The 16,440-nt window shown below is 75.3% G+C and carries 7 protein-coding genes; all 7 read left to right on the forward strand.

The features are described 5' to 3' along the window. Positions 1-67: 67 nt before the first annotated feature. The 7 genes from ACFWP2_RS31985 to ACFWP2_RS32015 all read left to right on the forward strand — a co-directional run bounded on the left by ACFWP2_RS31985 (position 68) and on the right by ACFWP2_RS32015 (position 16,432). Positions 68-5,488, forward strand: a complete 5,421-nt coding sequence (locus ACFWP2_RS31985; protein WP_380457984.1) for a type I polyketide synthase — start codon at positions 68-70, stop codon at positions 5,486-5,488. 46 nt (positions 5,489-5,534) lie between these two features. After that, positions 5,535-10,781, forward strand: coding sequence for an SDR family NAD(P)-dependent oxidoreductase (locus ACFWP2_RS31990; protein ID WP_380458028.1), 5,247 nt, complete (start codon positions 5,535-5,537; stop codon positions 10,779-10,781). Positions 10,782-10,814: 33 nt separating this feature from the next. Continuing rightward, a complete protein-coding gene (locus ACFWP2_RS31995; RefSeq protein ID WP_380457986.1) occupies positions 10,815-12,020 on the forward strand; it encodes an FAD-dependent oxidoreductase in 1,206 nt (401 codons plus the stop codon). Between the two features lie 75 nt (positions 12,021-12,095). After that, a complete protein-coding gene (locus ACFWP2_RS32000) occupies positions 12,096-13,091 on the forward strand; it encodes a quinone oxidoreductase family protein (RefSeq protein WP_380457988.1) in 996 nt (331 codons plus the stop codon). Positions 13,092-13,185: 94 nt separating this feature from the next. Next, positions 13,186-14,715, forward strand: a complete 1,530-nt coding sequence (locus ACFWP2_RS32005) for a class I SAM-dependent methyltransferase (RefSeq protein WP_380457991.1) — start codon at positions 13,186-13,188, stop codon at positions 14,713-14,715. Between the two features lie 60 nt (positions 14,716-14,775). Continuing rightward, the gene (locus ACFWP2_RS32010; RefSeq protein ID WP_380457993.1) at positions 14,776-15,390 is read left to right on the forward strand and encodes a CatB-related O-acetyltransferase; all 615 of its coding nucleotides are present in this window, start codon (positions 14,776-14,778) and stop codon (positions 15,388-15,390) included. An 82-nt stretch (positions 15,391-15,472) separates the two neighbouring features. Next, positions 15,473-16,432, forward strand: coding sequence for a zinc-binding alcohol dehydrogenase family protein (locus ACFWP2_RS32015; RefSeq protein WP_380457995.1), 960 nt, complete (start codon positions 15,473-15,475; stop codon positions 16,430-16,432). Positions 16,433-16,440 lie beyond the last annotated feature (8 nt).

A 16,440-nucleotide genomic window follows, 5' to 3' on the forward strand; every position in this document is an offset into this window, starting at 1 on the left:
CGGCCGCGCCCCGCACCGGAGCCGGACCACCCCGGCAGCCACCACCCGTAGCAGGAAGTGATCTGAGATGGCCAACGAAGACCAGCTTCGCGAGTACCTCAAGCGGGCGGTGGCCGACACCCGGAAGGCCCACCGGCGGCTCAAGGAGCTCGAGGACGAGCTCCACGAGCCGATCGCGATCATCGGCATGGCCTGCCGCTTCCCCGGCGGCGTGCGCAGCCCCGAGGGCCTGTGGCGGATCCTGGTCGACGAGACCGACGCGATCTCGGAGTTCCCGACCGACCGCGGCTGGGACCTGGACTCGGTGTACGACCCCGACCCGGGCGCCGCGGGCACCAGCTACACCCGCCACGGCGGCTTCCTGGACGGCGCGGCCGGCTTCGACGCGGGCTTCTTCGGCATCAGCCCGAACGAGGCGCTGGCGATGGACCCGCAGCAGCGGCTGCTGCTGGAGACCTCCTGGGAGGCCGTGGAACGCGCGGGCATCGACCCGCAGTCGCTGGCCGGCGGCCGGACGGGCGTCTTCGTCGGCACCACCTCGCAGCTGTACGGCACCGGTTCGGACATCCCGGAGGGCGTGGACCTGTACCTGGGCACCGGCACCACCTCCAGCGTCACCTCCGGCCGGATCGCCTACCACATGGGCCTGGAGGGCCCGGCCGTCTCGGTGGACACCGCCTGCTCCTCCTCGCTGGTCGCGCTGCACTGGGCCGCCCGGTCGCTGCGCCAGGGCGAGTGCACGACCGCGCTGGCCGGCGGTGTGACGGTGATGTCCAACCCCGGCATGTTCGTACTGTTCAGCCAGCAGAAGGGCCTGGCGGCGGACGGCCGCTGCAAGGCCTTCGCGGGCGCCGCCGACGGCACCGCGTGGAGCGAGGGCGTCGGCATGCTGCTGCTGGAGCGGCTCTCCGACGCGCAGCGCAACGGCCACCGGGTGCTCGGCGTGATCCGCGGCAGCGCCGTCAACCAGGACGGCGCCTCCAACGGCCTCACCGCCCCCAACGGCCCCTCCCAGCAGCGGGTGATCCGGCACGCGCTGGCCGACGCCCGGCTCGCGGCCGCCGAGGTCGACGTGGTCGAGGCGCACGGCACCGGCACCACCCTCGGCGACCCGATCGAGGCCCAGGCGCTGCTCGCCACCTACGGCCAGGAGCGTGAACTCCCGCTGCTGCTGGGCTCGGTGAAGTCCAACATCGGCCACACCCAGTGCGCCGCGGGCGTGGCGGGCGTGATCAAGACGGTGCTGGCCATGCAGCACGGGGTGCTGCCACGGACCCTGCACGTGGACGAGCCCACCCCACACGTGGACTGGACGGCCGGCGCGGTGGAGCTGCTCACCGAGGCCCGGCAGTGGCCCGAGACCGGCCGCCCGCGCCGGGCCGGCGTCTCCTCCTTCGGCGTCAGCGGCACCAACGCCCACCTCGTGCTGGAGCAGGCCCCGCCGGTCGACGCCCCGGCAGCCCCGGCCCCGCCGGCCGGACCGGTCCCGCTGCTGTTCTCCGCCAAGAGCCCGGCCGCGCTGCGGGACCAGGCCGCGCGGCTTCGCGAGCTGCTCGCCGCCGAGCCCGCGCCCGCCCCCGCCGACCTCGCGTACTCGCTGGCCTCCTCCCGCCCCGACTTCGTCCACCGCGCGGCGGTGGTCGGTGCCACCGGCGCCGAACTCCAGGGCGCCCTCGGCGACTTCGCCTCCGGCACGGCCGACGTGACGGGCAAGACCGTGTTCGTGTTCCCCGGTCAGGGCTCCCAGTGGGCGGGCATGGCCGTCGAACTCCTCGACACCGAGCCGGTGTTCGCCGCCCGCATCACCGAATGCGCCGACGCCCTGGCCGAGTTCACCGACTGGAACCTCCTCGACGTCCTGCGCGGCACCCCCGGCGCCCCCGACTACGACCGCGTCGACGTCGTCCAGCCCGCCCTGTGGGCCGTCATGGTCTCCCTCGCCGCCCTCTGGCACGCCCACGGCGTCCACCCCGACGCCGTCATCGGCCACTCCCAGGGCGAGATCGCCGCCGCCACCGTCTCAGGCGCCCTCACCCTCCACGACGGCGCCCGCGTCGTCGCCCTCCGCTCCCAGGCCATCACCACCATCGCCGGCCACGGCGGCATGGTCTCCATCGCCCTGCCCGCCCACCAGATCGACCTCACCCCCTGGCAGCACCGCGTCTCCGTCGCCGCCGTCAACGGCCCCACCTCCGCCGTCGTGGCCGGCGACACCGACGCCCTCGACGAACTCGTCGAGAAGTACACCGCGAACGGCATCCGCGCCCGCCGCGTCCCCGTCGACTACGCCTCCCACTCCGCCCACGTCGAGCGCATCCAGGACGAGCTGCTCACCGCCCTGGCCGACCTGCGGCCGCTGCCCCCGCAGATCCCCTTCTGGTCCACCCTGGACAGCCGCTGGACCGACACCGCCGCCTTCGACGCCGCGTACTGGTACCGCAACCTCCGCCACCCGGTCCAGCTGGAAACGGCCGTACGCGCCCTGCTCACCGAGGGCTTCACCACCTTCGTCGAGGTCAGCCCCCACCCCGTCCTCCTCCCCGGACTCCAGGAGACCCTCGACGAGACGGCCGCCCCCACCGTCACCTGCGGCACCCTGCGCCGCGAGCAGGGCGGGCTCGCCCGCTTCCTGACCTCCGCCGCCGAACTCTGGGTGCGCGGCGTCCCGGTGGACCTCTCCGGCCGGCCGGCTGGCGCCCGCCCGGTCGACCTGCCCACCTACCCGTTCCAGCACGAGCGCTACTGGCTGGAACCGTCCTCCGGCACCGGGGACGTCACCGCGGCCGGTCTCGGCGCCACCGAGCACCCGCTGCTCGGCGCGGCCCTGCCGCTGGCCGAGGGCGACGGGGTGGTGCTCACCGGCCTGCTGTCGCTGCGCGGCCACCCGTGGCTGGCCGACCACGCCGTCTCCGGCACCGTCCTGCTGCCCGGTACGGCCTTCGTGGAACTGGCCGTCCGCGCCGGTGACGAGGTCGACTGCGGCCTGGTCGAGGACCTGACCATCGAGGCCCCGCTGATCCTGCCGGAGCGCGGCGCCGTCGTCCTGCAGACCGTCGTCGGCGCGGCCGACGAGTCCGGCCTGCGACCGGTGGCCGTCTACGGCCGGCCCCAGGACGCCCCGCACGGCGAGCCGTGGACCCGGCACGCGGGCGGCCTGCTCGCCGCCGACGACGCGCAGCCGCCCGCCGAGCAGGGCGCCTGGCCGCCGGCCGGCGCCACCGCCGTGGAGCTGGACGGCTTCTACGAGCGGCTGGAGCGGGCCGGCTACGGCTACGGCCCGGTGTTCCGGGGCCTGACCCGGGCCTGGCGGCTCGGCGCGGAGGTGCACGCCGAGGTCCGGCTGCCGCAGCAGGCGCACGCCGACGCGGACCGGTTCGGCCTGCACCCCGCGCTGATGGACGCCGCGCTGCACGGCATGGGCCTGGCCCGCCGGGAGGGCGCGGCCGAGGGCACCGGTCTGCCGTTCGCCTGGAGCGGCGTCCGGCTGCACGGCACCGGCGCCAAGGCGCTGCGGGTGACGGTCTCCCCCACCGGGCCGGACTCGGTGGCGCTGGCCCTGTTCGACGAGACCGGCGCCCCGGTCGCCTCGGTGGCCTCGCTGGCCGTCCGCACGATCTCCGCCGGGCAGCTGCGGGCCGCCCGGCGCGGGCAGCGGGACGCGCTCTTCCGGGTGGAGTGGGCCCGGATCGCGCCGGCCGACGGCGAGCGGACGGAGCGCTGGGCGGTGCTCGGCGACGCCGGGGCCCTGCCCGGACTCCGGCTCGACGCCCTGGCCGGGCTGGACCGCCTGGACTCGATCGCCGGGGCCGCCGCCGCACCGGACGTCCTGCTCCTGCCCGCACCGCCGGCCGGCGACGGGTCACCGGCGGACGCCCACCGGGTGACCGGTGAAGTCCTCGGCCTGCTCCAGGAGTTCCTCGCCGACGAACGGTTCGCCGGTACCAGGCTGGCCGTGCTGACCGCGGGCGCGATCGCCGCCGCCCCCGGCGACGAGGTGCCCGCCCTGGTCCACGCTCCGCTGTGGGGCCTGCTCCGCTCCGCGCAGGCCGAGCACCCCGACCGGTTCGTCCTGCTCGACCTCGACGGCACCGCCGGCGAGACCACCGACGGCACCGCTGACGGCACCACCGACGCCGCCGCCGTCCTGTCCACCGCGCTGGCCAGCGGCGAGCCCCAACTCGCCCTGCGCGACGGCGCGTTGCTCGCCCCCCGGCTGGTCCGGGCCACCCCGGCCGAGCCCGCCCGTCCGCTCGACCCGGCCGGCACCGTACTGATCACCGGCGGCACCGGCACCCTCGGCTCCCTGCTCGCCCGCCACCTCGTCACCGAGCACGGCGTCCGCCACTTGCTGCTCACCAGCCGCACCGGCCCCGACGCCCCCGGCGCCGCCGAACTCGCCACCGAACTCACCGCACTCGGCGCCACCGTCACCGTCACCGCCTGCGACACCGCCGACCGCGACCAGCTCGCCACCACCCTCGCCGCCATCCCCGCCGACCACCCGCTCACCGCCGTGGTGCACGCGACCGGTGTGCTGGACGACGCCGTGATCGAGACCCTCACCCCGGAGGCGCTCGCCCGGGTGCTGCGGCCCAAGCTCGACGCCGCCGCGCACCTCCACGAGCTGACGGCCGGCCACGACCTCGCCGCCTTCGTCCTGTTCTCCTCCGCCGCCGCCACCTTCAGCAGCCCCGGCCAGGGCAACTACGCCGCGGCCAACGCCTACCTGGACGCTCTCGCGGCCCACCGCCGGGCGGCCGGACTGCCCGCCCAGTCGCTCGCCTGGGGCCTGTGGGCGCAGCCCAGCGGCATGACCGGCCACCTCGGCGAGGCCGAGCTGGAGCGGATGAGCCGGGGCGGCATGGTGACGCTCTCCGAGCGGGACGGGCTCGCCCTGTTCGACGACGCGCTGACCGTCCCCGCCCCGCTGGTGGTACCGGCCGGGCTCGACCTCGCGGTGCTGCGCGGGCAGGCCCCGGTGCCGCACCTGCTGCGCGCCCTGGTCCGGCCGGCCGCCCGGCGCGCCGCCCGGTCCCGTACCGGGAACGACGGCGGCAAGCTGGCCGAACGGCTGGCCGCGCTCTCCGAGGCCGACCGCCGCCGGACCGTGCTCGACCTGGTCCGGGCGCAGATCGCCGGGGTGCTCGGGCACTCCTCGGCCGAGCAGGTGGACCCGGAACTCCCGTTCAGCAAGCTCGGGTTCGACTCGGTGACCGCCGTCGAGCTGCGCAACCGGCTCTACCAGGCCTCCGGTCTGCGCCTGCCCGCGACCGCGGTCTTCGACTACCCGACCGCCGGCGCGCTGGCCGAGCGGATGCGGGCGCTGCTGCTGCCCGAAGCGGAGGCGGCCGACGAGGCCGCCGAGGAGCAGGCCGCCGAGGAGCAGGCCGCCGCCGAGCAGGCCCGGGCGGCCGAGATCGACGGCATGGACATCACCGACCTGGTCGAACTGGCGCTGGGCACCTCGGTGGACCCCGCAGGCATCTGAGGAAGAGGACACCATGACGACGCCCCAGGAGCGGATCGTCGAGGCGCTGCGCGCCTCGGTCAAGGACAACGAGCGGCTCAGGAAGCAGAACGAGCGGCTGACCGCGATCGCCGAGGAGCCGATCGCCGTCACCGGCATGGCCTGCCGGCTGCCCGGCGGGGTGCGCACGCCCGAGGACTTCTGGCGGCTGCTCGCCGAGGGCGGCGACGGGATCGGCCCGTTCCCCGCCGACCGCGGCTGGGACCTCGGCACCGAGAGCGCCACCGCCCGGGGCGGATTCCTCTACGACGCGGCCGAGTTCGACCCCGGCTTCTTCGGGATCGGCCCGCGCGAGGCCCTCGCCATGGACCCGCAGCAGCGGCTGCTGCTGGAGTCCTCCTGGGAGGCCGTCGAGCGGGCCGGCATCGACCCGCAGTCGCTGCGCGGCAGCCGGACCGGCGTGTTCGCCGGCGTGATGTACCACGACTACGCCGCCCGGCTGGACGAGGTGCCCGAGGAGGTCGCCGCCTACCTGGGCAACGGCAGCGCGGGCAGCGTGGCCACCGGCCGCGTCTCGTACGCGATGGGCCTGGAGGGCCCGGCCGTCACCGTGGACACCGCCTGCTCCTCCTCCCTGGTGACGATCCACCTGGCGATCCAGGAGCTGCGCCGCCGGGGCTGCGACCTGGCCCTGGCGGGCGGCGTCGCGGTGATGTCCACGCCCGGCCTGTTCGTGGAGTTCACCCGGCAGAAGGGCCTGGCGGCGGACGGCCGGTGCAAGGCCTTCGCGGGCGCGGCGGACGGCACCGGATTCTCCGAGGGCGTCGGCATGCTGGTCCTGGAGCGGCTCTCGGACGCCCGCCGCAACGGGCACCCGGTGCTGGCGGTGCTGCGCGGCAGCGCCGTCAACCAGGACGGTGCCTCCAACGGCCTCACCGCCCCCAACGGCCCGGCCCAGGAGCGGGTGATCCGCCAGGCCCTGGCCTCCGCCGGTCTCACCGCCGCCGAGGTCGACGCCGTGGAGGCGCACGGGACGGGGACCACGCTCGGCGACCCGATCGAGGCCCAGGCGCTGCTGGCCACCTACGGCCAGGAGCGTGAACTCCCGCTGCTGCTGGGCTCGGTGAAGTCCAACATCGGCCACACCCAGAGCGCGGCCGGCGTGGCGGGCGTGATCAAGACGGTGCTGGCCATGCGGCACGGGGTGCTGCCCCGAACCCTGCACGTGGACGAGCCCACCCCGCACGTGGACTGGACGGCCGGATCGGTCGAACTGCTCACCGAGGAACGGGAATGGCCGCGGACCGGCCGCCCGCGCCGGGCCGGCGTCTCCTCCTTCGGCATCAGCGGCACCAACGCCCACGTCATCGTCGAACAGGCCCCCGAGGAGCAGCCCGCCGACCGGGAGACCACCCTGGCCGGCTCCGGCGCCCCGTGGCTGCTGTCCGGCCGCACCGAGCCCGCCGTACGGGCCCAGGCCCGGCGGCTGGCCGAGCACCTGGACGCCCACCCCTCGCTCGCGGCCGCCGACGTCGCCCACTCGCTGGCCACCGGCCGCTCCGCCTTCACCCACCGGGCGGTGGCGGTCGACGCCGACCGCGCCGCGCTCGCCGCCTACGCCGCCGGGCAGAACCCGGCCGCCGTGGTGGCCGGGACGGCCGACGTGACCGGCAAGACCGTGTTCGTGTTCCCCGGACAGGGCTCGCAGTGGGCGGGCATGGCCGTCGAACTCCTCGACACCGAACCGGTGTTCGCCGCCCGCATCACCGAATGCGCCGACGCCCTGGCCGAGTTCACCGACTGGAACCTGATCGACGTCCTGCGCGGCACCCCCGGCGCCCCCGGCTACGACCGCGTCGACGTCGTCCAGCCCGCCCTGTGGGCCGTCATGGTCTCCCTCGCCGCCCTCTGGCACGCCCACGGCGTCCACCCCGACGCCGTCATCGGCCACTCCCAGGGCGAGATCGCCGCCGCCACCGTCGCCGGCGCCCTCACCCTCCACGACGCCGCCCGCGTCGTCGCCCTCCGCTCCCAGGCCATCACCACCATCGCCGGCCACGGCGGCATGGTCTCCATCGCCCTCCCGGCGAACGACCTCGACCTCACCCCCTGGCAGGACCGCGTCTCCGTCGCCGCCGTCAACGGCCCCACCTCCGTCGTCGTGGCCGGCGACACCGACGCCCTCGACGAACTCGTCGAGAAGTACACCGCGAACGGCATCCGCGCCCGCCGCGTCCCCGTCGACTACGCCTCCCACTCCGCCCACGTCGAGGCCCTCCAGCCGCAGTTGCTCGACCTGCTCGCCCCCGTCACCCCGCGCACCGCCGACATCCCCTTCCACTCCACCGTCGACAGCGCCTGGCTGGACACCACCGCCCTGGACGCCGCGTACTGGTACCGCAACCTCCGCCAAACGGTCCAACTCGCCGACGCCACCCGCACCCTGCTCACCGAGGGCTTCACCACCTTCGTCGAGGTCAGCCCCCACCCCGTCCTCCTCCCCGGACTCCAGGAGACCCTCGACGAGACGGCCGCCCCCACCGTCACCTGCGGCACCCTGCGCCGCGACCACGGCGGCCGCGGCGCCTTCCTGGCCTCCGCCGCCCAGCTGCACGTCCGGGGCGTCCGGGTCGATCTCACCCCCGCCTTCGCCGGCGGCCGCCGGATCGACCTGCCCACCTATCCCTTCCAGCGCAGCCGCTACTGGCTGGACGGGCCCCGCAAGGACGCGTCGGACGGCGCCCTGTTCCGGACCGTCTGGCGGCCTGTCTCCCCCACCGGCGGACTCCCGGCCGGCGCGATCGCCGTCCTCGGCGCCGGCCCCGCCTCCACCGACGGGCCGGTCCGCTACGCCGATCCGGCCGCGCTCGCCGCCGCCGGGACCGTCCACGCCACCGTCCTCCACCACCTGCCCGCCCCGGCCGGCGAGGGCACCGACCTGCCGACGGCCGTCCGCGCCGCCGTCAACGGCACCCTCGACCTGCTGCGCGCCTGGCTCGCCGAGCCCCGTCTGGCCGACTCCCGGCTCGTCCTGGTCACCCGCCGCGCCGCCGGCCCCGGCCTCGACGACCTCGTCCTGGCCCCGGTGTGGGGGCTGGTGCGCTCCGCCCAGGCGGAGTACCCGGGCCAGTTCGTCCTGCTCGACCTCGACGGCTCCGAGGCCTCCGACGCGGCGGTCCCCGCCGCCCTGGCCGGCGACGAGCCCCAGCTGGTGATCCGTGAGGGCGTCGCCCACGCGGCCCGCCTGCGGCCCGTGCCCGTGCAGCCGCCCCGGCCGCTCGACCCGGCCGGTACGGTGCTGATCACCGGCGGCACCGGCACCCTCGGCTCCCTGCTCGCCCGCCACCTCGTCACCGAGCACGGCGTCCGCCACTTGCTGCTCACCAGCCGCAGCGGCCCCGACGCCCCCGGCGCCGCCGAACTCGCCACCGAACTCACCGCACTCGGCGCCACCGTCACCGTCACCGCCTGCGACACCGCCGACCGCACCGCGCTCGCCACCACCCTCGCCGCCATCCCCGCCGACCACCCGCTCACCGCCGTCGTCCACACCGCCGGCGTCCTCGACGACGGGATCCTGGACTCGCTCACCCCCGAGCGGGTGGACACGGTGCTCCGCCCCAAGGTCGACGCCGCCGTCCACCTCCACGAGCTGACGGCCGGCCACGACCTCGCCGCCTTCGTCCTGTTCTCCTCCTCCGCCGCCACCCTCGGCAGCGCGGGCCAGACCGGCTACGGCGCGGCCAACGCCTTCCTCGACGCGCTCGCCGAGCACCGGCGCGCCCAGGGCCTGCCCGCGCAGTCGCTCGCCTGGGGCCTGTGGGCGCAGCGCAGCGGCATGACCGGCCACCTCGGCGAGGCGGAGCTGGCCAGGATGGTCGGCGGCGGGATCGCCCCGCTCTCCTCCGCCGAGGGCCTGGCCCTGTTCGACGCCGCGCTGGCGGCCGGTGACGCCACCCTGGTGACCGCCCGGCTGGACCTTCCCGCCCTCCGCCGCCGCGCGGCTCCCGCCCCGCTGCCCGCACTGCTGCGCGAGCTGGCGGCGGCCGCCGCGGCCCGGCGCCCGGAACCGGCCGGGGAGTTCCCCGAGGAGTCCTCGGGCCCGTCCGCCGCCGAGCGGCTGACCGGCCGCCTGGCGGGCGCCGGGGAGGTGGAGCGGGAGCGGATCCTGCTCGACCTGGTGCGCGGCGAGGTGGCCGGGGTGCTCGGCCACGCCGGCCCGGAGGACGTCGACCCGGGGCGGCGGTTCCTCGAACTCGGCTTCGACTCGCTGACGGCGCTGGCGCTGCGCAACCGGCTGGGCGCCGCCACCGGGCTCCGGCTGGCCACCAGCCTGATCTACGACCAGCCCGCACCGGCCCTGCTCGCCACCCACCTGCGCGAGCGCCTCGACCAGCGCCTCACCGAACGCCCGGGCGGATCGGCCGGATCGACCAGGCCGGCACAAGCCGCCGCGGCCGCCGCCGAGCCGGCCGGCCCGCTGGCCACGCTCTACTGGCAGGCCTGCGAGCGGGGTTCCTCGATGGCCGCGCTGGACCTGCTCAAGGCCGCCGCCGGCTGCCGGCCCGCCTTCCGGGACGCCGACGGCGCCCCGGCCCCCGAGCCCGTCCGGCTCGCGCAGAGCCCGGACGGCCCGGTGCTGGTCTGCCTGCCGTCCTTCGGGCCGGTCTCCGGCCCGCACGAGTACGCCCGGTTCGCCGCCGCCTGCCGGGGCCGCCGCGAGGTCCTGGTGCTGCCGCAGCCGGGCTTCCTGTCCGGCGAGCTGCCGCCCGCCGACCTCGACGCGCTGGCCGGACTGCACGCCGGGTCGGTGCTCCGGCACACCGCCGGCCGCCCGTTCGTCCTGGTGGGCCGCTCGGCCGGCGGCTGGATCGCCCACGCGGTGGCCGCCCGGCTGGAGCGGCTCGGGTCGGCCCCGGCGGGTGTGGCCCTGGTCGACAGCTACGACCCCGACTACGACCAGCTCCCGCTGCTGGAGCCGTCGATGTCCGCCGCGATGAAGGACCGCGAGGCCGCCTTCGCGCTCAGCGACGACACCCGGCTGGCCGCGATGGGCGCCTACCACCGGATCTTCGCCGGCTGGCGCCCGGAGCGGATCGACGCCCCGACCCTGCTGGTGCGGGCGGCCGACCCGTGGACCGAGGAGATCCGGGAGTCGGCCGGCTGGCAGGCCGTCTGGAGCCTTCCGCACACCGCCCTGGACACCCCCGGCGACCACTTCTCGGTCCTGGAGGACCACTCCCGGACCACCGCACGGACCGTGCTGGCGTGGCTGGCCGACACCGTCGAGCCGCTGCTCGCCACCGGCCGCTGATCCACCGTTCGAACCTCCCCAGGAGACAGTTCCATGAAGATCGTCATCATCGGTGCCGGACTCGGCGGCGTCGCCTCCGCCCTGGCGCTCACCCGGGCCGGCCACCAGGTCGAGCTCTACGAGCAGGCGGACGAGCTCCGCAAGGGCGGCTACGGGGTGATCCTCTGGCCGAACGCCACGGGCATCCTGGAGGAGCTGGGCATCGACCACACCGACCTCGGCCACCGGCTGGACCGGGTGGACATCACCTCGGAGACCGGTCAGCCGCTGGTCAAGGTCGACCTCGACCGGATCGCGCGCGACTTCGGCTCGCCGAACAAGGTGATCCGCCGCAGCGAGCTGGTGGAGGTGCTGGCCGCGGCGCTGCCGCCGGGCGTGCTGCGGTTCGGCGCCCGCGCCGCCGCCATCGAGGAGCCCGCCCCGGGCACCGACGGGCCGGTCGCGATCACCTTCGAGGACGGCCGGCGGATCGAGGCCGACGTGCTGATCGGCGCGGACGGCCACCGCTCCTTCGTCCGCAAGCACCTCTTCGGCTTCTCGCCGGCCGAGCACACCGGCTGGGCCACCTGGCACGGCACCACCCCGCTGCCGGTGGAGCTGACCAACAGCAACCGGGTGCAGACCATGGCCGGCGAGCACGGTCTGTGCGTGATGCACCCGCTCGGCGAGTCCATGCTCTACTGGGCGTTCGAGACGCCGTGGGCGGACGGCGACGCCGTCCCGCCGGGCGCGCCCGGCTCCCCCGACGGGACCGGCCCGATCGGCGCCGACGGCGAGCCGCAGTCCGCGGTGGCCAACCTGCGGGCCAGGTTCGCCGGCTTCGCCTCCCCGCTGCCCGAGCTGCTGGAGTCGATCAGCGACGAGGACGTCCAGGTCTTCCCGCACATCCTGCACCAGGTCCCCAAGCAGTGGGGGCGCGGACCGGTGACGATGGTCGGCGACTCGGTGCACGCCGTCCCGCCGCGCACCGGCATGGGCGCCAACCAGGCGCTGGAGGACGCCTGGGTGATCGGACGGGCGCTGTCCGGGAAGGGCACGCCCGCCGAGATGCTGCGCCGCTACGAGAAGATCCGCCGGCGCCGGGTCAAGATGCTCTACCACTACGCCGCGGCGACCGGGAAGCAGGGCCAGTCGGTGCCCGGGCTCTTCTCGCGCTCCAAGGACGGCATCTCCTTCACCGGTTTCCAGCGCTTCCAGATCAAGGCGTTCAGCACCTACCTCAACGCCAAGCCCCGCTGACCGGCCGCCCGTTCCCACGCCGTCCCGGCCGGCGCCGGCCGTTCCCGCAGAGTTCCCAGAGAGAGTGACACCCGCATGAAGATCATCCGTCAGCACGCCTACGGCGGCCCCGAGGTGCTGGAGCTGGAGGACCTCGAACTGCCCGAGCCCGGCCCGGGCGAGGTGCTGCTGCGCACCCACGCCGCGGCCGTCACCTTCTTCGACATCCTCAACCGGCGCGGCGACCTCGCCAAGCGCGACTACTACCGGGCCGACGCGGCGCTCCCGCTGGAGCCCGGCTACCAGGGCTCGGGCTACGTCGAGGCGCTCGGCCCGGACGTCACCGGCGTGCGGGTCGGCGACCGGGTCGCCTGGGCCCTGGCGGCCGGCTCGTACGCGAGCCACGTCATCGCCCCCGCCGCCCAGCTGATCCCGGTGCCGGACGACATCGACCTCGGCGAGGCGGCCGGCCTGCCGGTGCAGGGCCTGCTCGCGTACAAGCTGACCCACGAGGCGTACCCGCTGGCCGAGGGCGACTGGGCCCTGGTGCAGTCGGCGGCCGGCGGGGTGGGCACGCTGATCACCCAGTTCGCCCGGATGCGCGGGGCGCGGGTCATCGGCGTGGTCTCCGGCGCGGAGAAGGCCGTCGTCGCCGAGGAGGCCGGCGCCGAGGCGGTGATCGTCTCCGGCGGCACCGCGGACCAGGCCGCCGAGGTGAAGCGGATCACCGGCGGCGAGGGCGTCCGGGTGGTCTACGACGCGGTCGGCAAGGACACCTTCGAGGCCAACCTCGACAGCCTGGCCCCGCGCGGCTACCTGATCAACTTCGGCCAGGCGAGCGGGTTCGTCCCGCCGATGGACCTGATGACGCTGAACGACAAGGGCTCGCTGTACGTCACCCGCTTCTGCCTGCCGCACTTCTTCGACGAGTCCTGGCCGCCGCTGAACTTCCTGGAGCGCTGCTTCCAGTGGATGCGCGAGGGCAAGCTGGCCGTCCGGATCGACTCGCGCTTCCCGCTCGGCCAGGCCGCCGCGGCGCACGCCGCCGTCGAGGAGCGCCGCACCAGCGGCCGCGTCCTGCTCATCCCGTAGGACACCCCTACAGCCCCTGAATCCCCCTCAGAACACCCCAGTTCGCACCATATTCGGATCTGCCGCGCAGACCGGGACGGGTAGGCTCCGCACCATGAGTGAAACGAGCGCGATTTCGGTCGCGCACGCCACGATCGAAGAATTCACCGGCTCCATTCCCGCCGGATTCACCGGCTCCGTTCCCGCCGAACTCGACGGTGTTTTCCGCCGGCTCGTCACGGAATTCTGGGAGGACGGTTCCCTGGTTCCGGGCGCGGTCCCCGGAATTCCGGCCCTGCTGGACGCCCTGGACACCGTCCCGCCCGCCGGGCAGGCCCGGCTCGCCCTCCTGCTCGGGCTGCTGGCCGAGGCGGCCGGCCCGGACGGCGGCCTCCCGGCCCGCGAGGCCGTCCGCGCCGGTCTGGACCGGTACCTCCGACTGCTGGGGGACGGCCGGACGGACGCCGGGCGCGGCGCCGCCCTGCTCTTCCTGCTGGGCCACTTCCCCGACGACGGCGCGCGGATCCTCGCCGCCGTCGCCGGCACCGGGGCGGACGAGGACGACCTGTCCCGGCTGGCTCGCTGCCTCCAGCCGTACGAGGGCGCGGACGCCGCCACCCGGTGGAACCTCGGCCGGGTCTTCCCCTCCCCCGCCGTCTGGGGCCTCACCGACGAGGAGCGGGCCGCCAACCCCGCGCTCGACCAGTGGCTCGGCCTGCCCGCCGAGCGCGCCGCCGAGCTGTGGGCGACCGAGACCCGGGCGCTGCTGGCCTACTCCGGCGCCAAGGCGGTCTGGGCCGTCGAGCACGGCGCCACCGTCTCCCCGTTCGTGGCGCCCGCCCCCGAGGAGGAGCGGTCCGCCGGGGCCGCCCCGGCCGCGGACGTCTTCCGGGGCCACGCCGAGGCCTTCCGCTGCCCGCGCTGCCTGCGGCCGCTGACCGCCGGCGCCGAGGCCGCCGTCTGCGCCGGCTGCTCGGCCGCGTTCCCCGTGGTGGACGGGCTGCTGGACTTCCACGACGAGCCGTCCGGCCCGAGCGACCCGCTGCTGGCCGGGCGCTACGAGCGCGGCCTGCGGGCCGGGTTCGTCCGGATCATGGGCGCCAACTGGGGCGGCTGGGTGTCGCTCGACGACGAGGACGCCTACCTCACCCGGCAGGTGCGGCCCACCGAGGGGCCGGTGCTGGACCTGGCGGCCGGCGCCGGCCGCTGGACCAGGGTGCTCGCCCGTTCGCTCGGCGAGGACCGGGTGATCGCCCTGGACCTCTCCGCCGAGATGCTGGCCCAGCTCCGGGCCAAGCTGGACCGGGTCCTCACCGTCCGCGGCAGCGCCCTGGAGCTGCCGTTCGGCGACGCCTCGCTGGGCGGGGTGAACTGCTGGAACGCCCTGCAGGCCATCCCCGACCCGGAGCAGGCGATCCGCGAGGTCGGCCGCTGCCTGCGCCCGGGCGGCACCTTCACCGTGCTGACCTTCCGCCAGGCGGCCGACCCGCTCTACCGCCACTTCCAGCGCAAGCTGGAGCGCCAGGCGCACCGCGGCTCCTTCGACCCGGAGCAGCTCACCGGCTGGCTGGCCGACGCCGGAATGACCGTGCGCGACCTGTCCGGCCCCGGCAATTTCCTGTTCGTCACCGCCGTCAAGGAATAGTTCCGCTCGAGGAGAGCCATGTCCGTCAGCCCCGATCCTTCCCAGACGTTCCTTCCGGGAATGGACAACAAGGTGGTGTTCCTGAAGAACCTGATCAGCTCGCCGCTGATCGAGGTGGGGGAATTCACCTATTACGCCGACATCGACGACCCGGCGGCCTTCGAGACCCGGAACGTCCTCTACAACTTCGGTCCGGAGCGGCTGGTCATCGGCAAGTACTGCGCGATCGGCACCGGCACCCAGTTCATCATGCCGGCCGCGAACCACCCGATGATCGGCTCCACCACCTACCCGTTCTTCATGTTCGGCGGGGACTGGACCGCGCGGACCGTGGACACCCTGGCCGGCATCGCCAGCCGCGGCGACACCGTCATCGGCAACGACGTGTGGATCGGCCGGGAGGCCGTGATCATGCCGGGTGTGACGATCGGCGACGGCGCGATCATCGGCACCCGGGCCGTGGTCACCTCCGACGTGCCGGCCTACGGCGTGGTCGGCGGCAACCCCGGCAAGCTGATCAAGAAGCGCTTCGAGGACGCCGACATCGAGCGGCTGGCCCGGATCGCCTGGTGGGACTGGCCGGTCGAGGCCGTCACCGAGCACGTCCGCACCATCTTCACCGGTTCCCCGGCCGAGCTCGAACTCGTCGCCCGGGAAGCCGGCCTGCTCGACTGATCATCTCCGCCCGGTCCCCGGCCCGCCACGGCCGGGGACCGGGGCCCGTTTGGCCCCGATCACCTCTGAATGGAGTAGCACCATGGACGCCGCAGTCCTCCACACGCTCGGCCGGCCGCCCCGTTTCGAGCGGTTCCCCGAGCCGGTCGCGGGCGAGGGCGAGGTGCTCGTCCGGGTCCTGGCCGCCGCGCTCAACCCCTCCACCAAGGCGGTGGCCGGCGGCGGCCACTTCGCCAGCTCCGACAACCTGCCCGCGGTGGTCGGCCTGGACGGCGTCGGCCGGCTGGAGGACGGCAGCCGGGTGTTCTTCGGCGGGCCGCGCAAGCCGTACGGCTCGATGGCCGAACTGACCGTCGCCCGCGCCCCGTTCGCCTGGCCGGTGCCGGACGGCGTGGACGACCTCACCGCCGCCGCGCTGCCCAACCCGGCGCTCTCCTCGTGGATCCCGCTGGAGCACGCCGCCAAGCTCCAGCCGGGCGAGACCGTCCTGGTGCTGGGCGCCACCGGCGCCGCCGGCAAGCTCGCGATCCAGATCGCCAAGCACCTGGGCGCCGGCCGCGTCGTCGCCGCCGGCCGCGACCAGGAGGTCCTGGACACCCTGGGCGGGTACGGCGCGGACGCCACCGTGTCGCTGAACGGCACCCAGGAGGAGATCGCCGAGGCGTTCGCCGCCGCGGCCGGCGACACCGGGTACGACGTGATCCTGGACTACCTGTGGGGCAAGCCGACCGAGGCGCTGCTGACCGCGATGACCCGCAAGGACTTCCACCTGAAGAGCTCCGGCCCCCGGCTGGTGCAGATCGGCGAGTCGGCGGGCGCCACCATCGAGCTGTCGGCCGGCACCGTCCGCAGCGCGGGCCTGACCATCGTCGGCGGCGGCTTCCCGCCGCCGCAGGCCTTCCTGGACATGTTCAACCGCCTGATGGCGGCCGCCGTCGCCGGTGAGATCCGGATCGACACCCAGGCCGTGCCGCTGTCCGGGATCGAGCAGGCCTGGCAGGACGAGGACACCCGGCACAAGCGCCTGGTCGTCGTCCCGTAGTCGCCGTC

It is taken from the genome of Kitasatospora sp. NPDC058444 (genome assembly GCF_042721415.1).
Classification (GTDB): domain Bacteria; phylum Actinomycetota; class Actinomycetes; order Streptomycetales; family Streptomycetaceae; genus Kitasatospora.